At 67.4% G+C, this 19,735-nt stretch carries 21 protein-coding genes and 1 tRNA gene; 9 read left to right on the top strand and 13 right to left on the bottom strand.

Annotated features, from left to right (window positions below):
* Positions 1-112 precede the first annotated feature (112 nt).
* Entirely contained in the window at positions 113-442 is a 330-nt protein-coding gene (locus tag WS45_RS23415) for a c-type cytochrome (protein ID WP_059692234.1), read from the top strand.
* A 115-nt stretch (positions 443-557) separates the two neighbouring features.
* Here WS45_RS23415 and WS45_RS23410 read toward each other — a convergent pair whose 3' ends face one another.
* Genes WS45_RS23410 through WS45_RS23400 form a run of 3 tightly spaced genes read right to left on the bottom strand, consistent with a single transcriptional unit; the run spans position 558 to position 3,235 of the window.
* Positions 558-1,247 (bottom strand): DUF2486 family protein, encoded by a 690-nt coding sequence (locus WS45_RS23410; protein WP_059692233.1) that lies wholly within the window; start codon positions 1,245-1,247, stop codon positions 558-560.
* A gap of 25 nt (positions 1,248-1,272) precedes the next feature.
* Positions 1,273-1,689 carry a DNA polymerase III subunit chi gene (locus WS45_RS23405; protein ID WP_059527631.1) on the bottom strand — a complete coding sequence of 139 codons (417 nt, stop codon included), beginning with the start codon at positions 1,687-1,689 and terminating at the stop codon, positions 1,273-1,275.
* Positions 1,690-1,723: 34 nt separating this feature from the next.
* Entirely contained in the window at positions 1,724-3,235 is a 1,512-nt protein-coding gene (locus WS45_RS23400; protein ID WP_059527635.1) for a leucyl aminopeptidase, read from the bottom strand.
* A 122-nt stretch (positions 3,236-3,357) separates the two neighbouring features.
* Here WS45_RS23400 and lptF point away from each other — a divergent pair, with 122 nt between their 5' ends.
* The 3 genes from lptF to WS45_RS23385 are packed head-to-tail and all read left to right on the top strand — an operon-like array spanning position 3,358 to position 6,010.
* Positions 3,358-4,449 (top strand): LPS export ABC transporter permease LptF, encoded by a 1,092-nt coding sequence (gene lptF / locus WS45_RS23395; protein ID WP_059527638.1) that lies wholly within the window; start codon positions 3,358-3,360, stop codon positions 4,447-4,449.
* 3 nt (positions 4,450-4,452) lie between these two features.
* The gene (gene lptG, locus WS45_RS23390) at positions 4,453-5,601 is read left to right on the top strand and encodes an LPS export ABC transporter permease LptG (protein WP_059527640.1); all 1,149 of its coding nucleotides are present in this window, start codon (positions 4,453-4,455) and stop codon (positions 5,599-5,601) included.
* Between the two features lie 25 nt (positions 5,602-5,626).
* Positions 5,627-6,010 carry a sirohydrochlorin chelatase gene (locus WS45_RS23385; RefSeq protein ID WP_059701884.1) on the top strand — a complete coding sequence of 128 codons (384 nt, stop codon included), beginning with the start codon at positions 5,627-5,629 and terminating at the stop codon, positions 6,008-6,010.
* Positions 6,011-6,090: 80 nt separating this feature from the next.
* Here WS45_RS23385 and cobA read toward each other — a convergent pair whose 3' ends face one another.
* The 6 genes from cobA to WS45_RS23355 form a co-directional block, all read right to left on the bottom strand.
* Positions 6,091-6,840, bottom strand: a complete 750-nt coding sequence (cobA, locus tag WS45_RS23380) for a uroporphyrinogen-III C-methyltransferase (protein WP_059527647.1) — start codon at positions 6,838-6,840, stop codon at positions 6,091-6,093.
* Between the two features lie 75 nt (positions 6,841-6,915).
* Positions 6,916-8,232, bottom strand: coding sequence for a sulfate adenylyltransferase subunit 1 (locus WS45_RS23375; protein WP_059527650.1), 1,317 nt, complete (start codon positions 8,230-8,232; stop codon positions 6,916-6,918).
* A gap of 22 nt (positions 8,233-8,254) precedes the next feature.
* Entirely contained in the window at positions 8,255-9,217 is a 963-nt protein-coding gene (gene cysD / locus WS45_RS23370; RefSeq protein ID WP_059527653.1) for a sulfate adenylyltransferase subunit CysD, read from the bottom strand.
* Positions 9,218-9,292: 75 nt separating this feature from the next.
* The gene (locus tag WS45_RS23365) at positions 9,293-10,036 is read right to left on the bottom strand and encodes a phosphoadenylyl-sulfate reductase (protein ID WP_059692230.1); all 744 of its coding nucleotides are present in this window, start codon (positions 10,034-10,036) and stop codon (positions 9,293-9,295) included.
* The gene (locus tag WS45_RS23360) at positions 10,033-10,575 is read right to left on the bottom strand and encodes a DUF934 domain-containing protein (RefSeq protein ID WP_059701882.1); all 543 of its coding nucleotides are present in this window, start codon (positions 10,573-10,575) and stop codon (positions 10,033-10,035) included. The genes WS45_RS23365 and WS45_RS23360 overlap by 4 nt, the downstream gene beginning before the upstream one ends.
* Positions 10,576-10,600: 25 nt before the next feature.
* A complete protein-coding gene (locus WS45_RS23355) occupies positions 10,601-12,280 on the bottom strand; it encodes a nitrite/sulfite reductase (protein ID WP_059527662.1) in 1,680 nt (559 codons plus the stop codon).
* Positions 12,281-12,496: 216 nt separating this feature from the next.
* Here WS45_RS23355 and WS45_RS23350 point away from each other — a divergent pair, with 216 nt between their 5' ends.
* The 4 genes from WS45_RS23350 (at position 12,497) to WS45_RS35745 (ending at position 15,176) form a co-directional block, all read left to right on the top strand.
* Entirely contained in the window at positions 12,497-13,438 is a 942-nt protein-coding gene (locus WS45_RS23350) for a CysB family HTH-type transcriptional regulator (protein ID WP_009689198.1), read from the top strand.
* A gap of 64 nt (positions 13,439-13,502) precedes the next feature.
* Complete coding sequence (locus tag WS45_RS23345) at positions 13,503-14,660, top strand: ABC transporter substrate-binding protein (protein ID WP_059701881.1); 1,158 nt, start codon at positions 13,503-13,505, stop codon at positions 14,658-14,660.
* Between the two features lie 95 nt (positions 14,661-14,755).
* A tRNA-Leu gene (locus WS45_RS23340) sits at positions 14,756-14,840 on the top strand.
* A gap of 165 nt (positions 14,841-15,005) precedes the next feature.
* On the top strand, positions 15,006-15,176 hold the full coding sequence (locus tag WS45_RS35745) for a hypothetical protein (protein WP_179949271.1): 171 nt from the start codon (positions 15,006-15,008) through the stop codon (positions 15,174-15,176).
* Between the two features lie 40 nt (positions 15,177-15,216).
* Here the strand turns inward: WS45_RS35745 and WS45_RS23335 are convergent, their stop codons facing one another.
* Entirely contained in the window at positions 15,217-16,107 is an 891-nt protein-coding gene (locus tag WS45_RS23335) for an alpha/beta fold hydrolase (RefSeq protein WP_059701879.1), read from the bottom strand.
* A 104-nt stretch (positions 16,108-16,211) separates the two neighbouring features.
* Here WS45_RS23335 and WS45_RS23330 point away from each other — a divergent pair, with 104 nt between their 5' ends.
* Positions 16,212-17,108 (top strand): LysR family transcriptional regulator, encoded by an 897-nt coding sequence (locus tag WS45_RS23330; protein WP_059701877.1) that lies wholly within the window; start codon positions 16,212-16,214, stop codon positions 17,106-17,108.
* Between the two features lie 16 nt (positions 17,109-17,124).
* Here the strand turns inward: WS45_RS23330 and WS45_RS23325 are convergent, their stop codons facing one another.
* From WS45_RS23325 to WS45_RS23315, 3 genes are all read right to left on the bottom strand, one after another.
* Positions 17,125-18,054 (bottom strand): LysR family transcriptional regulator, encoded by a 930-nt coding sequence (locus WS45_RS23325; RefSeq protein ID WP_059701876.1) that lies wholly within the window; start codon positions 18,052-18,054, stop codon positions 17,125-17,127.
* A 178-nt stretch (positions 18,055-18,232) separates the two neighbouring features.
* On the bottom strand, positions 18,233-19,006 hold the full coding sequence (locus WS45_RS23320) for an SDR family oxidoreductase (RefSeq protein WP_059540670.1): 774 nt from the start codon (positions 19,004-19,006) through the stop codon (positions 18,233-18,235).
* Positions 19,007-19,205: 199 nt separating this feature from the next.
* Positions 19,206-19,706, bottom strand: a complete 501-nt coding sequence (locus tag WS45_RS23315; protein ID WP_059701874.1) for a DinB family protein — start codon at positions 19,704-19,706, stop codon at positions 19,206-19,208.
* Positions 19,707-19,735 lie beyond the last annotated feature (29 nt).

Below are 19,735 nucleotides of genomic sequence, written 5' to 3'. Positions count from 1 at the left end.
TCATGCGACCCCATTGCGGACGGCCGCGGGTGAAACGCGCAAAACGCGCTTTCCCTTTGCTTTTATAATGCGCGGACCGTGAAGCCGGCCGTTCCCGCCGGCGGAGAACCGCATGAAACAGACGATATCGCGTGCGCTGCTCGTGGCGCTGCTGACCGGCAGCGCGGCGGCGGCACACGCCGACCAGGCCGGCGACGGACTCGTGCTCGCGCAGCGCAAGAACTGCATGGCCTGCCATGCGGTCGGCAAGCCGCTGATGGGCCCGTCGTTCCACGACATCGCCGGCAAGTACACCGCACGTGCCGACGCCGTCGATTACCTCGCGCAATCGATCGTGAAGGGCAGCGTCGGGGTGTGGGGCGGCGTGCCGATGCCCGCCAATACGCAGCTGACGAGCGGCGAAGCGCACACGCTCGCGCAATGGGTGCTGTCGCTGCGCTGAACCGGATGACCGGGCGCGCGCACGTGCGCCGCGCTTTACGCCCGGCACCGCGCCATGCTTCTCGTTGCGACAGGAGCCGCGCCCGCGGCACCCGCGCACGAAACGCGCCGGACGCTCAGTCTGAACGTCCGGTCCGGCGCCGAGCGATCTCTTCGTCGACCGCGTCGCGAACCCATTCCATCACTTCGGTTTCGAGCGCCAGCGCCACTTCGCGCGTGATCTGGCCGACCAGCCAGGCCGTATGGTCGTGCAGCGCGTCGCGGCAGCGTGCCTCGATGGCCTCGCGCCCTTCTCCGGTCAGATAATTCGTCAGCCGATTACGCAGACGCTCGGCGATATGTTGCGCGTCCTCCGGCGTCAGCGCGGCAGCCGCATGCGACTCCGGGTGCACTGCGCGAGCCAGATGATCGGTGGCCGGTTCGTCGACAGTCGGTGCGGCCGCGTGAGACGGCATCGCTTCGCCAGCGTCGCGCGGCATCGCGGCGACACCGGCCTGCTGGCCTTCGTCGTCGGCCAGCGCGGAGCGCAACGGCGCCTGTGCCGCAGCCGACTCCTCGGCGACGACGTGCCCGGCGGCACCGGGTTGCGCCGGTGCATCGCTGTCGCCCGGCAGTTCGACGGCCGGGACATCCGGCGTCGGCACCGGCTCGATCACCACGAATTCGGGGTCGATTCCCGCGTGTTCCGGCACGGCGGCATCGTCGCGCGGCGGCGCATCGGTCGCGGACGAACGCGCCGGCATCGGCTTGCCCGGCACCAGCACGTCGGTCAGCGTCGGGATCGAAGAGGATTCGGCTTGTGTCACGGGGACGCTCCGTCGACGGTTTCGGCTAGCTGCCTTGCTTGTAGTTGTTCAGCGCGTATCCGCGATCGCGGTAGAAGCGATAGCGGTCGCGGCCCGCGGCCAGCTCGTCCGGCGCATTGCCGACCACCTCGAGCAGGCGCTCGAAGCGGGCGAACTGCGCGGGCACGGCCGCGCCGAGGTTCAGCAGCACGTGGTGATGCGGCGCCTGGTCGAGATCAGCGGTCAGCACGATCGGCGTGCCGGCCGCGTGCGCGCTGTCGACGCCGCAGTGCGGAATGAAATCGAGCGGCGAGAACGTCCAGAGCCGCTCGTCGAGCGCGCGCAGGCGCGCGGGTTCCGCCAGCACGACGACCGGCTGCCCGGCCAGGTAGGCCTTGCGCAGCAGCCGGCATGCGTACGCGAGCGAATCGCCGACGTTCGAATGGAAATCGATTCGCGTCATTGCCCGCGCACCCGCATCGTCGTGAGACCCGCCATCACTGGCCGGCGCGGTCGATCAGGAACTGCGCGAGCAGCGGCACCGGACGGCCGGTCGCGCCCTTCGCCGCGCCGCCCTTCCACGCCGTGCCGGCAATGTCCAGGTGCGCCCACGGATAGCTGTCGGTGAAGCGCGACAGGAAGCACGCCGCCGTCACGGCGCCGGCCGGACGTCCGCCGATGTTCGCGATGTCCGCGAAATTCGACTTCAGCTGTTCCTGGTATTCGTCGTCGAGCGGCATGCGCCACGCCGGATCGTTCGCTTCGCGCGAGGCGTCGAGCAGCTCGCCCGCGAGCGCATCGTCCTTCGAGAACAGGCCGCTGTTGTGGCCGCCGAGCGCGATCACGCAAGCGCCCGTCAGCGTCGCCACGTCGATCACGGCGGCCGGCTTGAAGCGTTCCGCATAAGTGAGCGCGTCGCACAGGATCAGGCGGCCCTCGGCGTCGGTGTTGAGCACCTCGATCGTCAGCCCCTTCATGCTGGTGACGATGTCGCCCGGCTTCGTCGCATTGCCGCCCGGCATGTTCTCGCAGGTCGGCACGATCGCGACGACGTTGATCTTCAGACCCATTTCGGCGACCGCACGCATCGTGCCGAGCACCGAGCCCGCGCCGCACATGTCGTACTTCATCTCGTCCATGCCCTCGCCCGGCTTCAGCGAGATGCCGCCCGTGTCGAACGTGATGCCCTTGCCGACCAGCACGACCGGCGCGGCCTTCGCGGCGGCGCCCTGGTAATGCAGCACGATGAACTGCGGCGGCTCGACCGACGCGCGCGCGACCGACAGGAACGAGCCCATCTTGAGCGCCTGGATCTGCTTCAGGCCGAGCACCTCGACCTTCAGACCCCAATCCTTCGCGATCTTCTTCGCGGTGTTGCCGAGATAGGTCGGCGTGCACACGTTGCCGGGCAGGTTGCCCAGGTCGCGCGTGAGGTCCATCCCGTTCGCCAGCGCGACGGCCTGCTTGGCCGCCAGCTTCGCCGCCTTTTCATCGGCCGGATCGACGCTGAACACGACGCGCTTGAGCGTATGCGACGCCGGTTCCGGCTTGCTCTTCATCTGCGTGAAGCGGTAAGTCTCGTTGCGCAGCGCGAGAATCGCCGCACGCACGCCCCAGTCGGAGCCGCGCTCGTCGACCGGCAGCTGAGCGAGCGAGAACGTGACCTGGACGACCTTGGTCGCCAGCAGCGCGCGCCATGCGGCCGTCGCCGCGTCGTTGTAGGCTTTCTGATTGAAAGCATCCTGCTTGCCGAGGCCGACGAGCAGCACGCGCGACGCACCGATGCCCGAAACCTCGTGCAGGAACAGCGTCTTGCCGCGCTTGCCGTCCATGTCGCCGGCCTTCACCACGCGCGAGATCAGCCCCTTGGTGGCCGTGTCGATGTCGAGCGCCGCGCCCGAGAGAGTCTGCGCCTCGAAGATGCCGAGCACGATGCAGTCGGACTTCCCGGTCAGGAACCCCTTGGCCTCGCCTTTGCTCCAATCACAGCCTTTTATGCTAAAGTCCATCGCGCTTGTCCTCGGATAAAATCTGGGCTAAGGATGAAAGCCGCAATTATCCGCTATTTTTCCCGTGGCGGCGCGAGCGCTCCACCACGCGTGCGCAGCCTCCCGCCCTCTTCTCATCAAGAATGATCTTCGAACGCTCCCTCCAGCGCGAGCTTGCGTATACGGCTGGCGCCGTGTTCATGGTGCTGCTCACGATCATGCTCACGACGATGATGATCCGCATCGTCGGCTATGCCGCGTCCGGCGAAATCGATCCGCGCGACGTGCTCGTGCTGATCGGCCTGACCGTGATCGGCTATCTCGCCGTGATGCTCGTCGTCACGCTGTTCGTGTCGATCCTGTTCGTGCTGACCCGGTGGTACCGGGATTCCGAAATGGTCGTCTGGCTCGCGTCGGGCGTAAGCCTCACGCGCCTGATCAAGCCGATCGGCGTGTTCGCCACGCCGATCGTCCTGCTGATCGCGTTCTTCGCGTTCGTCGGCTGGCCGTGGTCGAACCAGCAGAGCAAGATGATCAAGGCGCGCTTCCAGCAGCGCGACGAAATCTCGCTGCTCGCGCCCGGCCAGTTCCGCGAATCGGCGTCGAACCATCGCGTGTTCTTCATCGAGAAGATGTCGCCGGACCAGAGCAAGGTGCAGAACGTGTTCGTCACGTCGACCGAGAACGGCAAGGTCAACGTCGTGGTCTCGCACACGGGCCACACGGAAACGAAGGACGGCGATCGCTTCGTCGTGCTGGAGGACGGCCGCCGCTACGACGGCACGCCCGGCCAGCCGAACTTCAAGATCATGGAGTTCCAGCGCTACGGCGTGAAGATCACGAGTACGCCGGTCACCAACGTGCAGACCACCAACAGCACGCCGACACCCGACCTGCTGCGCAACCCGACGCGCGACAACCTCGCGGAATTCGCGTGGCGCGCGGGGCTGCCGCTGATCGCCATCAACCTGATGGTGCTCGGCATTCCGCTGTCGTACCAGAACCCGCGCCGCAGCCGCACGATCAACCTCGTGATGGCCGTGCTGATCTACCTCACGTATTCGAACCTGCTGAACGTCGTGCAGGCGCAGATCGAGCAGGGCAAGATGTCGTTCGGCGTCGGTCTCGTCGGCCTGCACCTGGTGGTCGCGGCGATCGTCGCGTTCATCTTCTGGTTGCGCGTGCGCAATCGTCCGCTGTTTACACGCGCGCTGTTCGGCCGCTCGGGAGCATGATCGATGCGGCTCTATGAAAAATACTTCGCGCGGCAGATCTACGTCACGTTCATCTTCATCCTGTTCGCGTTCTCGGGCCTGTTCTTCTTCTTCGACCTGATCAGCGAACTGAACTCGGTCGGGCACGGCAACTACAAGTTCGGCTACGCGGTGCTGCGCGTCGCGCTGCAGACCCCGTCGCGCTTCTACGAGATCATCCCGGTCGCCGCGCTGATCAGCGCGATCTACGTGTTCGCGCAGATGGCCGCGAACTCGGAATTCACGATCTTCCGCGTGTCGGGCCTCGCGACCAACCAGGCGCTGCGCTCGCTGCTGAAGATCGGCATTCCACTCGTGATCATCACCTACCTGATCGGCGAATTCGTCGGCCCGTACGCCGACCAGCTGTCCGAACGCGTGCGCCTGCAGGCGCTCGGCGCGTCGGTGTCGTCGAACTTCCAGTCGGGCGTGTGGGTGAAGGACACGCTCGCGGCCCGCGAGAACGGCGAGCAGGTCACGCGCTTCGTCAACGTCGGCAGCCTGTCGCCCGATTCGACGATCAGCAACGTGCGCATCTACGAATTCGACTCGAAATTCCAGCTGCAGAACGTGCGGATCGCGCAGACGGGCCGCTACGAACCGCCCGGCCACTGGCTGCTCACGGGCGTGACGGAAACCGAACTGACGCCGATCAAGCCGATCAGCGGCGAACCGGCCGACGCGCTGAACCCCGTGTACCGGTCGCAGCAGGTGACGCTGCCCGAATACCGGCTGCGCTCGGACCTGACGCCGCAGATCCTGTCGGTGCTGCTCGTGTCGCCGGAACGGATGTCGCTCATCAACCTGTTCCGCTACATCCAGCACTTGCGCGAAAACCAGCAGGACACGCAGCGCTACGACATCGCGCTGTGGCGCAAGCTGCTCTACCCGTTCGCGGTGTTCGTGATGCTCGTGCTGTCGCTGCCGTTCGCGTACCTGCATACGCGTGCCGGCGTGGTCGGCGTGAAGGTGTTCGGCGGCATCATGCTCGGCATGAGCTTCCAGCTGCTCAACACGCTGTTCTCGCACATCGGCACGCTGAACACGTGGCCCGCGCCGTTGACCGCGGCGACACCGGGCCTGATCTATCTCGCGCTCGGCCTGTTCGCGCTCAAGTGGGTCGACCGGCACTGAGCGCCGTCACGACGGAGGCTTCGACATGAGTTCGCACGGCATCGTCCTGTTCGGCCACGGCGCACGCGATCCGCGCTGGGCCGAGCCGTTCGAGCGGCTCGCCGCGCGGCTGCGCGCGGCCGGCTCCCCTGCCCCGCACGTGTCGCTTGCGTTTCTCGAGCTGATGACGCCGTCGCTCGATACGGCCGTTGCCGCGCAGGTCGCGGCCGGCTGCACGCGCATCACCGTGGTGCCCGTGTTCTTCGGCCAGGGCGGCCATGTGCGCCGCGACCTGCCGCAGCTCGTCGACGCGTGCCGCGCCGTGCATCTGGGCATCGAGATCCGTTGCGCGACGGCCGTCGGGGAAGACGACGGCGTGCTCGATGCGATCGCACGCTACTGCATCGACCAGGTCGACCGCGACGCGTAAGCGAATCGGCGAGCCCAAACAAAAAAGCGCTGGCTTCGGAAGCCAGCGCTTTTTTTATGCCTGCGAACCACGCGCTCGACTCAAGCGGCGTCCTGCAGCGCATCGCCCTCTTTCACGCGCCGCACGCGTTCGGCGAACGCATCGCCGATCATCAGCAGGCTCGGCTCCGCCGGGTCGAGCCACGCCTGTGCGTCGCCCGCCGCCATCTGCGCAAGCGTGAGCGTCAGCGTACGTTCGCGCGCGGTGCTGCACGCCTCGACGATCGCGACCGGCGTCGCAGGCGCACGTCCCGCGTCGATCAGTTCGCGGGCGATGCCCGGCGCGCTGTCGCGGCCCATGTAGTAGACGATCGAATCGGCGCGCGCGGCCTCGCGAATCTCGTCGCTGCCCGGTGCGCGGCTGTGCGTCGCGAACGCGACGCTGCGCGACACGCCGCGCAACGTCAACGAGCGTTTCAGCGTCGCCGCGCCGGCCAGCGCCGCGGTGATGCCCGGCACGACCTCGTAATCGATGCCGGCCGCCTCGAGCGCGCGCATTTCCTCTTCGGCGCGCCCGAACAGCATCGGATCGCCGCCCTTCAGGCGCACGACGCACGCATGCTCGCGCGCCGCGTCGACGATCTGCTTGTTGATGAAGTGCTGCGCGGTCGAACGCTGCCCGCAGCGCTTGCCGACCGCGATTTTCCGCGCGTTCGGCGCATAGTCGAGCATCGCCGGCTCGACGAGCGCGTCGTGCAGCACGACGTCGGCTTGCTCGAGCAGCCGCGCGCCACGCACCGTGATGAGGTCCGCCGCGCCCGGCCCTGCTCCGATCAGATACACCTTGCCCATGTTTGTCGCTTCGCTTGTCCTGCCCGTGAACGGCGACCGGCGCGCGCCGCCCGCACGGGCGGCGCTAAACGCCGGTTACGCCGAGAACGCCCGGATCATGCCGGCGGCGACCGTATGATGCGTCGCCTCGTCGATCAGCACGAACGCGCCCGTGCCCGGATGCGCGTCGTACGTGTCGCAGACGATCGGCTTCTGCAGCGTCAGCGCCACGCGGCCGATGTCGTTCATCTTCAGTTCCTGGCGGTCGGTCGCGTGCGACAGCGTATGCACGTCGAGCACTTCCTTGACCGCGCCGATCTTCGCGAACACCGTGCTCGTGGTCTGCTTCAGCAGGTATTTGCGCTGCGGCGACAGCGGCGTCTCGTCGAACCAGCACAGGTCCGCCTCGAGCTTCTTCGCCGGCGCGACCGTCTCGGCGGTCGTGACGAACATGTCGCCGCGCGACACGTCGACGTCCTGTTCGAGGCGAATCGTCACCGTCTGGCCCGCGAATGCGTGCGCAACCGACGCGGTGCCGCCCGGCACCGGCGCGACGATCTCGGCGATCGTCGCGGTGCGATTCGACGGCAGCACGACGATCTCGTCGCCGACCTTCACCTCGCCCGATTCGATCCGGCCCATGTAGCCGCGGAAATCGTCGGCCGAGCTGCCGTCCTGACGTGCGACCCACTGCACCGGGAAGCGCAGCGCGTCATGCGCCTGCGTCTCGACCGGCAGCGATTCGAGCACGTCGAGCAGCGGCTCGCCCGCGTACCACGGCATGCGCTCGCTCGCGCCGACGATGTTGTCGCCCTTCAGCGCCGACACCGGCACGAAACGCACGTCCTTCAGGCCGAGCTGCTTCGCGAGCGCGACGTACGCATCGCGGATCTCGTTGAAGCGCGCTTCGCTGTAGTCGACGAGGTCCATCTTGTTGATCGCGACGATCACGTGCTGCAGCGCGAGCAGCTTCACGATCGCGCTGTGGCGCTTCGTTTGCGGCAGCAGTTCCGCGACGCCGTTCTCGACCGTCACGCGCGTCGCGTCGACCAGGATGATCGCCGCATGTGCGGTCGATGCGCCCGTCACCATGTTGCGCGTGTACTGCTCGTGGCCCGGCGTGTCGGCGATGATGAACTTGCGCTTCGCGGTCGCGAAGTAGCGGTATGCGACGTCGATCGTGATGCCCTGCTCGCGCTCGGCTTCGAGCCCGTCCGTCAGCAGCGCGAGGTCGATCTCGTCGCCGACCGTGCGCTTGTTCTTCGCGCGCGACAGCGCGGACAGCTGGTCGGACAGCACGGCCTTGCTGTCGTACAGCAGGCGGCCGATCAGCGTGCTCTTGCCGTCGTCGACGCTGCCCGCGGTGATGAAGCGCAACACGCCGAGGTCTTCGGTGTTCTCGATGATGCTCATGATGTGAATGTCCTCGTGTGCTTCAGAAATAACCTTGCTTCTTGCGCTGTTCCATCGCGGCTTCGGATGCCTGATCGTCCATCCGGGTCGCGCCGCGTTCGGTGATCTCGGTCACCGCCGTCTCGGCGATGATCTTCTCGACGTCGTCCGCGTCGCTCTCGACCGGGCACGTGCAGCTGATGTCGCCGACCGTGCGGAAGCGCACCTGCGCGAGTTCGCTCGTCTCGCCGTCACGCATCGGCGTGAGCGGCGTGACCGGCACGAGCAGACCGTTGCGGCGCACTATCTCGCGCTGGTGCGCGTAGTAGATCGACGGCAGTTCGAGATTCTCGCGCGCGATGTACTGCCACACGTCGAGCTCGGTCCAGTTCGAGATCGGGAACACGCGCAGGTGCTCGCCCTTGTGCAGGCGCGCGTTGAACAGGCTCCACAGTTCCGGGCGCTGCGCCTTCGGATCCCACTGGCCGAATTCGTCGCGGAACGAGAAGATCCGCTCCTTCGCGCGCGCCTTCTCTTCGTCGCGGCGCGCGCCGCCGATCAGCGCCGTGTAGCCGTGCTGTTCGATCGTCTCGAGCAGCGTGACGGCCTGCGCGGCGTTGCGCGAATCGGTTTCGCGGCGCAGCACGACCGTGCCGCGCTTGATCGAATCCTCGACGTGGCCGACCACCAGTTCGGCGCCGAGCTCTTGCGCACGGCGGTCGCGGAAGTCGATCACTTCCTCGTAGTTGTGGCCCGTATCGATGTGCACGAGCGGGAACGGCAGCGTCGTCTTGCGGTTCGCGCCGAGGCCGAACGCCTTCAGCGCGAGGTGCAGCACGACGACCGAGTCCTTGCCGCCCGAGAACAACAGCGCCGGCTTGCTGCATTCGGCAACGAGTTCGCGCAGGATGTGGATCGACTCGGCTTCGAGCCAGTCGAGGTGGCCCATGCGGTCGTCGGCGCCGGTGGGCGGGGCAAAGGCGGATTGCTCGAGCGTCGTGCTCATGATTTCAGTCCTTCTCTTCTGGGTTCGTGCCGCCCGCTGTCGCGGGCGGCGCAATATTCGGTTTCTTGTCGGCTTTCAGTGCGCGGCGCCGGCTTCGGCGTTCGCGGGAATCGGCGTGATCGTGATGTGCAGCCCGCATTCCTTCGTGTCGCGCGACTCCCACCACCAGCGGCCCGCCCGGCTGTCCTCGCCGGGGCGGATCGCGCGCGTACACGGCTCGCAGCCGATGCTCGGGTAGCCGCGCGCATGCAGCGGGTTGACCGGCACGTCGAACGCCTTCAGGTACGCCCACACGTCCGCTTCCGTCCAGTCGGCGAGCGGGTTGTACTTCGCGATCCCGCGCGCTTCGTCCTGTTCTTCCTCGTGCAGTTCCGCACGCGTGACCGACTGCTCGCGGCGCTGGCCCGTGACCCACGCGCCGACGTCGGCCAGCGCGCGGTTCAGCGGCTCGACCTTGCGGATGTGGCAGCACGACTTGCGCAGCTCGACGCTTTCGTAGAACGCGTTCAGGCCGTGCTCGGCGACGTACTGGTCGACCGCGTCCTGGCGCGGGTGAAACTGCTCGATCTCGTAGCCGTAGCGCTCGCGCACGCGGTCGATCATGCCCAGCGTTTCCGCGTGCAGGCGGCCGGTGTTCAGCGAGAAGATGCCGATCGACACGCCCTTCGACAGGATCGCGTGCGTGAGCAGCATGTCTTCCGCGGCGAGGCTGCTCGCGAACTTCACCTTCTCGTGGCGCGCGCCGATCTGCGCGAGCAGCGCGTCGAGGCGCTCGACCTTCGCGGCGAGTTCCGGCGTCAGTGCGGTCGCGGTGCTCATGCGCTCACCTTGGCGTCGGCCGCGGCATCGCGGCGGCGGAACAGCGGCACCGGCTCGTCGAACGCGCCCTGGTAACGCTGCGTGAATTCGCCGAACGCGTTCAGCGCGTCGCGGATGTCCTTGTCGGCACGCACCGCGAACGCGTCGAAGCCGCAACGCGACATGTACAGCAGCTGGTCGCGCAGCACGTCGCCGATCGCGCGCAGCTCGCCGGTCCAGCCGTGGCGCTCGCGCAGCAGGCGCGCGATGCTGTAGCCGCGGCCGTCCGCGAAGCGCGGGAAATCGACGGCGATCAGCGAGATCGCACCGAAGTCGGCCACGAGATCGGCCGGCTCGCTGTCCGGCGCGAGCCACACGCCGAGTTCGTCCTTCGTCTTCGCGGCGACGAGCGCCGCGCGCTCGGCCTGCCACAGGGCGAACGGCACCAGCACCTTGCCGGCCGGCAACGCGTCGACCGCGGGCAGCGCACCGTCTTCCGCCGCGCGCACGACCTGCCATGCGTCGTCGATCACTGCGCGGTTCTTGATAATCGAAGCCATCTGCAAATTCCTTCTACCCGGTTGGTTACGCGTTCACTGCCTGGCGCGCCGCATACACGCGCTCCTTGAACGGTGCGATGCCGATGCGGTCGTACGTGTCGATGAAGCGCTCGCCGTCGATACGCGCCTCGACGAACGTGTCGATCAGCTTCGCGATCACGTCCGGCACTTCCTCCGCGGAGAACGACGGCCCGATCACGCGGCCGAGGCGCGCGCCGTTGCGGCCCGTGCCCTGCTCGCCGCCGAGCGACACCTGGTACCACTCGGCGCCGTCCTTGTCGACGCCGAGGATGCCGATGTTGCCCACGTGATGATGACCGCACGAGTTCATGCAACCGGAAATGTTCAGCGACAGGTCGCCGAGGTCGTACACGTAGTCCAGATCGTCGAAACGCTGCTGGATCGCCAGCGCGATCGGGATCGACTTCGCGTTCGCGAGCGAGCAGAAGTCGCCGCCCGGGCACGCGATGATGTCGGTCAGCAGGCCGACGTTCGGCGTCGCGAAACCGGCCGCCTTCGCCTTTTCCCACACCGCGAACAGGTCGCGCTTCTTCACGTTCGCGAGAATCAGGTTCTGCTCGTGCGACACGCGCAGTTCGCCGAGCGAGTACGCGTCGGCCCAGTCGGCCACCAGGTCCATCTGCGCGTCGGTCGCGTCGCCCGGGGCCACGCGGTGATCCTTCAGCGACAGCGTGACGGCGGCATAGCCCGGCACCTTGTGCGGCGCGACGTTGCGCTCGACCCAGCGCGCGAACGCCTTGTTCTCGAGCAGGTGCTGTTCGAACGACGCGTCGGTGTCGGCGAGCTTCTCGTAGACGGGCGGCAAGAAGTACTGCGACACGCGGTCGACTTCCGCCTGCGTGAGCGTCGACGGGCCGTCCTTCAGGTGCTGCCACTCTTCCTCGACCTGCTGCGCGAACTTCGCGGGCGACAGCGCCTTCACGAGGATCTTGATACGCGCCTTGTACAGGTTGTCACGGCGACCGTAGCGGTTGTACACGCGCAGCACGGCTTCGCAGTAGGTCAGCAGGTGCTGCCACGGCAGGTCTTCCTTGATCACCGCGCCGACGATCGGCGTGCGGCCGAGACCGCCGCCCGCGAGGATGCTCGCGACCACTTCGCCCTGCGCGTTCTTCTTCAGGTACACGCCGAGGTCGTGGATCTGCACGGCCGCGCGGTCGTGCTTCGAGCCGGACACCGCGATCTTGAACTTGCGCGGCAGCCATGCGAATTCGGGATGGAACGTCGACCACTGGCGCAGGATTTCCGACCACGGACGCGGATCGATCTCCTCGTCCTGAGCGACGCCGGCGAACTGGTCGGCCGTGATGTTGCGGATGCAGTTGCCCGACGTCTGGATCGCGTGCATCTGCACCGACGCGAGCTTCGCGAGGATCTCGGGCGTTTCCTCGAGCTGGACCCAGTTGAACTGGATGTTCGAGCGCGTCGAGAAGTGGCCGTAGCCGCGGTCGTGTTCGCGGGCGATGCGCGCCAGCATGCGGAGCTGCTCGCTGCGCAGGTTGCCGTACGGAATCGCGATGCGGTGCATGTACGCGTGGCGCTGCATGTACAGGCCATTCTGCAGGCGCAGCGGACGGAACTCGTCTTCGCTCAACTCGCCCGACAGGCGGCGGCGCACCTGATCGCGGTACTGCGCGACTCGCTCGTCGACGATCGTCTGGTCGTACTGGTCGTACTGATACATTCGGGGACCCCAGGGTTTTCGTGGTGACCGCGCGACGTCCTAGCCACGTCGCGCCCGAATCTCCGTTCCGCCGCCACCGCCGGCCTTCCGCGGCCCGGCTGGATTGCTAATGACGAAAACAGATATCCATATTTGAAAAACTCCGGTGAATCGTAATAAACTCGCCTTATATTTCAAACGACTAAAAAATTCTGTTGATATGCGGAAGGGTTATAAATGAACCTGCACCAATTTCGCTTCGTGCGCGAGGCCGTCCGGCAGAATTTCAACCTCACCGAGGCCGCCAAGGCGCTCTATACGTCGCAACCGGGGGTGTCGAAGGCGATCATCGAGCTCGAGGACGAGCTCGGCGTGGAGATCTTCACGCGGCACGGCAAGCGCGTGCGCTCGCTCACCGAGCCGGGCAGGATCATCCTCGCGTCGGTCGAGCGGATCCTGCAGGAAGTTGAAAGCCTGAAAAGGGTCGGAAAAGACTATGCGGCGCAGGATCAGGGCAACCTGACGATCGCCGCCACCCACACGCAGGCCCGCTATTCGCTGCCGGCCGCGATCGCCGAATTCAAGAAGCGTTTCCCGAAGGTGCACCTGTCGATCCTGCAAGGCAGCCCGACGCAGGTCGCCGAGATGGTGATCCACGACCAGGCCGATCTCGCGATCGCGACCGAGGCGATCGCCGACTACAAGGAACTCGTGTCGCTGCCCTGCTTCCAGTGGCATCACGCGGCCGTGGTCCCGGCCGACCACCCGCTGCTGGAACGCAAGCCGGTCACGCTGGACGATCTCGCGCAATACCCGCTGATCACGTACGACGACGCGTTCGCCGGCCGCAAGAAGATCAACCATGCGTTCGCGCTGCGCGGGCTGTCGCCGGACATCGTGCTGGAGGCGATCGACGCCGACGTGATCAAGACCTACGTCGAGCTCGGCCTCGGCGTCGGGATCATGGCCGACATCGCGTTCAACCCGGAGCGCGATCGCAACCTGCGGCTGATTCCGGTCGGCCACCTGTTCGGCAGCAACGTGACGCGCGTCGCGCTCAAGCAGGGCGCCTACCTGCGCAGCTATGTGTATACGCTCGTGGAGCTGCTGTCGCCGACGCTGAACCGCAAGCTGATCGAACAGGCGCTCAAGGGCGAATCCGAATCGTACGAGCTTTGAAGGACAGGTATAAACACAGGGGCGCAAATCGCGCCCCTTTTTATTGCCCGACGGAGATTCCCGCATGACGCTTCCCGCCTTGTTGCGCCGCGCCGCCGGCGCCGCCCTCGTGCTCGCCTGCGCGGCCGCGCATGCCGATCTGAAGGTCGGCGTCGACCTGTCGTCGACCGGCCCGGCCGCCGCGATCGGCATCACCAGCAAGAACGCGATCCTGATGTGGCCGAAGACGATCGCCGGGCAGCCGCTGCAGGTGACGGTGCTCGACGACGCGTCCGACCCGGGCGCCGCCGTGCGCAACATCCGCAAGCTGGTCGACGAGGATCACGTCGACGTCGTGGTCGGGCCGAACATCACGCCGGCGGCGCTCGCGGCGCTCGACGCGGTGGCGGCCGCGCAGACGCCGATGATCACGCTGGTCGGCTCCGGCGCGATCGTCGAGCCGCAGGAAGGCGCGCGGACCTGGGCATTCAAGATGGCGCAGAGCGACAGCGCGATGGCCGACGTGATGACGCGCTACATGGCCAACCACGGCGTGAAGACGGTCGGCTTCATCGGCTTCGCGGACAGCTACGGCGACAGCTGGCTGAATGAATTCACACGCTTCGCGGAAGTCCGAAAGATCCGCGTGATCGCGACGGAGCGCTTCAACCGCACCGACGCCAGCGTCACCGGCCAGGCGCTGAAGCTGATCGCGGCGAAGCCGGACGCGATCCTGATCGCGGGCTCGGGCACGCCAGCCGTGCTGCCGCAGCGCACGCTGATCGAGCGCGGCTACAAGGGCGTGATCTACCAGACGCACGGGATCGCGACGCCCGAATTCATCAAGCTCGGCGGCAAGGACGTCGACGGGACGCTGTTCCCGACCCAGCCGGTCGTCGTCGCGCGCACGCTGCCCGCCGACCATCCGGCTCGCAAGGCCGCGCTCGCGTTCGTCGATGCGTACGAGGCGAAATACGGCGCCGGCACCGTTACGCAGTTCGCGGGCGACGCGGCGGGTGTCTATCCGCGCCTCGCCGACGCGGTCGGCCGCGCGCTCAAGGCCGCGCAGCCCGGCACGCCGGCCTTCCGCGCGGCGCTGCGGCGCGAGCTCGAGCGTGCGCACGAGCTCGTCGTGCCGAACGGCGTCGTCAACACCAGCGACAAGGATCACGTGGGGCTCGATCAACGCGCGAGCGTGATGGGGATCGTGAAGCACGGCAAGTTCGTCTATCTGAGCCAGTAACGCAAGGACGATCGCCGGACAGCTTGCCCGGTGCCCCGTTTTCCGCCATAATCCGCGTTTCGCCGCGCACAATCGCATGCGCGGCCAGGATCAAAGCCCAGGTGGTGAAATTGGTAGACGCAGGGGACTCAAAATCCCCCGCCGCAAGGCGTGCCGGTTCGATTCCGGCCCTGGGCACCAGTATTTCGCAGCGTCATGCGCTGCACCTGTCGAAACCCGCGCAAGCTCGCCGCTTCGCGGGTTTTTTGTTTTTGCCGCGCGTTTTTCCCGCGCGCATCGCACACCGCAACGCGCACCCTCCGCCGACAGTCCAAGCATCAGGACACGCAAGCACGGAGGCCGCTCATGTCCACGCGCGTCGTCTTTTCGAGCCGGATTGGCCGCGGCATGCTCGTCGCGCTGCTGTCGATCGTGCTGGGCGGATGCGATCTGCTCCGCGAGCCGCCCGTGCCCGACTGGCCTGGGCCGCATGCGCCCTACCCGTTCCCGGACAACATTCCGCACCGCACCGAGTGACCGGCTCGACCGACCTCGCCCCAAGGCGCGCGCCGCACGTTCAACCCTGCTCGCAGAACCGCAGGATCGCGTCCGCGACGGCCGCCGGCGCCTCGCGCTGCGGAAAGTGCCCGACGCCATCGAGCACGGTCCGCTCATAGCGGCCGGTGAAGAACCGCTCGCGCCCGGCCGAAGTCTCCGGCCCGTTGCAGGTATCCGCGCCGCCGTGCAGCACCAGCGTCGGCACCGACAGCACGGGCGCGGGCGTCAGTTGCGCTTCGTCTTCCGCATAGGCGGCCCCGCCGTCGACGAATCCCCAGCGATAACGGTACGAATGCAGCACCACGTCGATCCAGTCCGGCCCGTCGAAGGCAGTCGCCGCCGCGTCGAAGTCGCGCGCGTCGTACCAGCCGGCCGGCGACCACGTGTCCCACATCAGGCGCGCGAACGCACGGCGATCGTCGCGCAGCGCCTGCTCGCCGCGCGGCGTCGCCATGAACCAGTGGTACCAGTAATTGCGTGCCTGCGGCAGCGACAGCGGCTGGGCCGGGTCGTTCGTGCCGTACCCCACCGACAGCATCACCAGATGCGAGGACGCGCCGTCGCGCAATCCGCACGCGTTCGCAACCGCGCGGGCACCCCAGTCGTGCCCGACCAGGACCGGCCGTTCGATGCCGAGCACGTCGATGAATTCGAGCAGGTCGCGGCCAAGCGCCGCGAGCTGGCCGCTGCGCGGCGTCGCGGGATCGCGAAAGCGGGTCGGCGCGAAGCCGCGCAGCGCGGGTGCGAGCACGCGGTAGCCTTGCGCGGCCAGTGTTTCGGCCACAGCTTCCCAGCCGACCGGGCTGTCCGGCCAGCCATGCAGCAGCACGGCCACGCGTTCGCCGCGCGGATTCCATTCGAGATAGGCAAGTTCGAGCGACGCGGTCGTCGCATATCGATAAGCGGTCATGTGCACTCCGGTGAGTCAGCCTGAATAGCCCATGGTAGACCCGCCTTTCATCACGATTCGCGGCGTATCATCATTCATTCATCGAATATCGCGTTGAATCATCCATGGAACCGCTGACCGATCCCGCGTCGACCGCGCTCGACATCGCGTTGTTGCGCACCTTCCTCGAAGTCGTCGACAGCCGCGGCTTCGCGCTGGCCGCGGAACGCCTCGCGCTGACGCCGTCCGCGGTCAGCGGCCACATCAAGCGGCTCGAGCAGGCGGCCGGCACGGTGCTGCTCGCGCGCACCACGCGCCGCATCGCGCTCACGCCGGCCGGCGATACGCTGTACGCGTACGCGCGCAACATCGTCGACATGGAGCGCGAAGTGCGCGCCCGGTTGCGCGGCGCGTCGGCGTATGGCCGGCTGCGCGTGGGCGCGTCGGAAGACTTCGCGGGAACGTGGCTGCCGCAGGTGTTGCGCACGTTCCGCGACAGCCATCCGCGCACGTCGATCGAACTGAAGGTCGGCATCACCGCGGCGCTGCTGCGCGAGCAGACGCTGGGCCGGCTCGACGTCGTGTTCGGCAAGCAATGCCGGCAGGTCGACGCGCCGGGCGAACTGCTGTGGGAAGAGCCGCTGGTATGGGCGTTCGCGTCGGATACGCCGCTCGACGCCGAAAGCGACGTGCCGCTCGCGCTGTTTCCGGAGCCATGCGTGTACCGGGAAGCCGCGGTATCCGCGCTCGCGGCCGCGCTGCGGCGCTTTCGCGTGCAGTTCGAAAGCGCGAGCATGGCCGGCTGCGTGTCGGCCGCGCTCGCCGGCTTCGCGGTCACGGCGCTCGCGCGCAGCCAATTGCGCGACGGCCTGCGCGCATGCGGGCCGCGCGATGGCCTGCCGACGTTGCCGGCCGCACGCTTTTACGCGTTCGCAGCGAAGCCCGGCGGTGCCGGCGCCGCGCTGATCGACGCGGTGCGGGCCACCGGGCGCACACGGCAGTTCTCGGCACACGCCGACTGAATGCGCGGCGCCCTTTTCAGTCGCCGGCCGCAGCCGCGCCCGTGTCGTTCAGCGCATCCGTCATCAGCTCCGCGAACCATTCGACGAACGCATTGAGCCGCCTCGACCGGTGCCGGCGATGCGGATAGACGGCCGACACGTCCATCGGCGCGGCCCGATGGCCGTGCATCACCTCGACCAGCGCCCCGCTGTCGAGCAGATGCACGACGTCGAAGCGCGGAATCTGGATCAGCCCCATCCCGGCGATGCAGCTCGCGATATAGGTTTCGGCGTTGTTGACGATCACGCGGCTCGGCAGCGCCAGTGTGCGGTGCTCGCCGTCCGCGCAGTATTCCCAGCCGAGCTCGCGGCCGGTCGTCGGCGACGCATAGCCGATCGCCCAGTGCCCGTGCGCGAGCGCATCGGGGTGCTCGGGCACGCCGCATTCGCGCAGGTAGTCGGGGCTCGCGCAGTTGATCAGCGCGAACTGGCCGAGCGGCCGTACCACGAGGCTGCTGTCCGCGAGCCGCCCGACCCGGATCGCGCAGTCGACGCCCTCCTGCACGAGATCGATCGAGCGGTCCGTCGAGCCGAGCGACAGTTGCAGCTTCGGATAGCGGCGAAACAGCGACGGCAGCGCGGGCGCGATCACGCGGCGCGCGATCCGGCTCGGCGCATCGACGTTCAGCCGCCCGATCACGTCGCGATCGCGGCGCCGGAACAGCCGGTCGAGCTCATCGGCTTCCGCGAGCAGGCGCCGGCCACGCTCCAGCAGCAGCGCGCCGTCGGCCGTCAGCTGCACCTGCCGCGTCGTACGGTGCAACAGGCGCGTGCCGAGCGCGGTCTCGAGCTGCTGGACGGCGGCCGACACCGTCGCGCGCGGCACGTCGAGCGCATGCGCGGCCTTGATGAAGCTGCCCATCTCGGCAACCTGAAGGAAGATTCTGACCTGGTCCAGCTTGTCCATCGGCGGGCGGAAAACGTGGGTTCGGACGACCGTCACCGGCAGCGCCGCGCGTCGCGGCCGATCCCGGCGGCACAGAAGAAACGGGCGCGCGGCCTTGTGCCCGCGCGCCCGTCCATTGTCCATGCAAACGGTCCATTGCGGGTCGCCGCGCGCACGCGACGACCGCCGGCACGGCCCGTTACTTGGTCGTATAGCCGCCGTTGATCAGGATCGTCTGACCGGTGATCCACCAGCCGTCGGTCACGAGATGGCGGATGAACGGCACGACGTCCTCGATGTCGGTGAGGCCCGTCTTGCTGAACGGCGACAGCGCGGCCGCCGTCTTGTGATACGCGACCGCGTCGGCGCCTTCGGCCGGGTAGAAGAATGGCGTGTCCATCGGGCCCGGCCCGACCGCCGTCACCGAGATGCCGCGCGCGCCGTACTCCTTCGACGCCGCGCGCGTGAAGTGCTCGACGGGCGCCTTCGATCCTTCATAGGCCGCATAGAACGGCGTGAACGCGCCGAGCAGCGACGTCACGAGCGTGACGAGCTTGCCGTGATCCTCGAGGTGCCGCCCCGCTTCCTTGATGAAGAAGAACGCGGACTTGCTGTTCACCGCGAACATCTCGTCGTATTCGGCCTCGGAGATTTCGGTGAACGGCTTCTTCAGCACCTTGCCGACGGTGTTGATCGCGATGTCGATCTTGCCGAAGCGCTGCTTCGCGTCGCCGAACAGCTTCTCGACCGCGGCGGCCGTCGTCAGATCGGCCTGGAACGTCGCGGCTTGCGCGCCGGCCGCGCGCACGGCGGCGGCCGTTTCTTCGGCCTGCGCCTGCGATGCCGCGCTGTTGTAGTGAATCGCCACCGCCTTCGCGCCGTGGCCGGCCAGATCCCGGGCGAGCAGGCCGCCGAGATTCTTGGCGCCGCCTGCGATCAGGACGACCTTGTCTGCGAGCGTGTGAGTAGCCACGGTTGACTCCTTTTTGCGTTGGGTGAAGCTAGGAGTGTAGGCACGCGCGACGCGCCGGTCAGCCGGGCATGGCTGGATGAATTATCCAGAAAAACGATCCAATCAGGCGTCCGGAACGGTGGGCTGCCCCACCGACGCGGGCGGCGAAATCTGCCGGGCCTTGGAGCGACACGTCGCACGGCCTCCTCGCACGCGTGAGTCAGCGAGCGTAAAGCGCCGCGTCGATCTTGCCGAGCAGCCACTGCATCCCGGCCAGATGCTGCTGGTCGTGGCTGCACAGATAATGAACGAGGCCGCGCACGGTCAGCGCGCCATAGCCGTCGAATTCGCCGGTGCGTGCAAGCTGCCCGGGCGTCAGGCGCGACACGACGTCGAGCGTCTCGCGCCGCGCGTCGCGGATCGCCGCGAGCACGTCGGACGCGTTCGCGGCGTCGTAGCGGCGCTCGATCGCGAGCGCGTCGCCGTCGACCGACACGAGCAGCGGATGATCCTCATCGAGCATCCGCCTCAACCGCACGTGGTAGCCGTCGATCTCGATGTCGCGCACGTGGCAGAGTTGCCCGAGCGGCGAGAAGTGCTCGCTCGGGATGCCGTTCCAGTCGTCGGGGGTCCAGCGTGCATAGCCGTCCGGCACGGCGGTGAAATGGGCTTCGAGCTGGCGGGGAAAATCGGCGAGTGCATCGAGCGTCGTCGGATTCATGCGGCAAACTCCGTGTCGGGTGAAGACGG

This window comes from Burkholderia sp. RF2-non_BP3, from assembly GCF_001522185.1.
Classification (GTDB): Bacteria; Pseudomonadota; Gammaproteobacteria; order Burkholderiales; family Burkholderiaceae; genus Burkholderia; species Burkholderia diffusa.
The sequence above is the reverse complement of the archived record's forward strand: the minus strand, read 5'-3'. Positions and strand labels throughout refer to the sequence as shown.

Bases quoted from the DNA above. Each gene is read 5' to 3' on its own strand.
- WS45_RS23415 (WP_059692234.1), top strand. From the start codon at position 113: ATGAAACAGACGATATCGCGTGCGCTGCTCGTGGCGCTGCTGACCGGC.
- WS45_RS23405 (WP_059527631.1), bottom strand. From the start codon at position 1,689: ATGACGCGAATCGATTTCCATTCGAACGTCGGCGATTCGCTCGCGTAC.
- WS45_RS23400 (WP_059527635.1), bottom strand. From the start codon at position 3,235: ATGGACTTTAGCATAAAAGGCTGTGATTGGAGCAAAGGCGAGGCCAAG.
- lptF (WP_059527638.1), top strand. From the start codon at position 3,358: ATGATCTTCGAACGCTCCCTCCAGCGCGAGCTTGCGTATACGGCTGGC.
- lptG (WP_059527640.1), top strand. From the start codon at position 4,453: ATGCGGCTCTATGAAAAATACTTCGCGCGGCAGATCTACGTCACGTTC.
- WS45_RS23385 (WP_059701884.1), top strand. From the start codon at position 5,627: ATGAGTTCGCACGGCATCGTCCTGTTCGGCCACGGCGCACGCGATCCG.
- cobA (WP_059527647.1), bottom strand. From the start codon at position 6,840: ATGGGCAAGGTGTATCTGATCGGAGCAGGGCCGGGCGCGGCGGACCTC.
- WS45_RS23375 (WP_059527650.1), bottom strand. From the start codon at position 8,232: ATGAGCATCATCGAGAACACCGAAGACCTCGGCGTGTTGCGCTTCATC.
- cysD (WP_059527653.1), bottom strand. From the start codon at position 9,217: ATGAGCACGACGCTCGAGCAATCCGCCTTTGCCCCGCCCACCGGCGCC.
- WS45_RS23365 (WP_059692230.1), bottom strand. From the start codon at position 10,036: ATGAGCACCGCGACCGCACTGACGCCGGAACTCGCCGCGAAGGTCGAG.
- WS45_RS23360 (WP_059701882.1), bottom strand. From the start codon at position 10,575: ATGGCTTCGATTATCAAGAACCGCGCAGTGATCGACGACGCATGGCAG.
- WS45_RS23355 (WP_059527662.1), bottom strand. From the start codon at position 12,280: ATGTATCAGTACGACCAGTACGACCAGACGATCGTCGACGAGCGAGTC.
- WS45_RS23350 (WP_009689198.1), top strand. From the start codon at position 12,497: ATGAACCTGCACCAATTTCGCTTCGTGCGCGAGGCCGTCCGGCAGAAT.
- WS45_RS23345 (WP_059701881.1), top strand. From the start codon at position 13,503: ATGACGCTTCCCGCCTTGTTGCGCCGCGCCGCCGGCGCCGCCCTCGTG.
- WS45_RS35745 (WP_179949271.1), top strand. From the start codon at position 15,006: ATGTCCACGCGCGTCGTCTTTTCGAGCCGGATTGGCCGCGGCATGCTC.
- WS45_RS23335 (WP_059701879.1), bottom strand. From the start codon at position 16,107: ATGACCGCTTATCGATATGCGACGACCGCGTCGCTCGAACTTGCCTAT.
- WS45_RS23330 (WP_059701877.1), top strand. From the start codon at position 16,212: ATGGAACCGCTGACCGATCCCGCGTCGACCGCGCTCGACATCGCGTTG.
- WS45_RS23325 (WP_059701876.1), bottom strand. From the start codon at position 18,054: ATGGACAAGCTGGACCAGGTCAGAATCTTCCTTCAGGTTGCCGAGATG.
- WS45_RS23315 (WP_059701874.1), bottom strand. From the start codon at position 19,706: ATGAATCCGACGACGCTCGATGCACTCGCCGATTTTCCCCGCCAGCTC.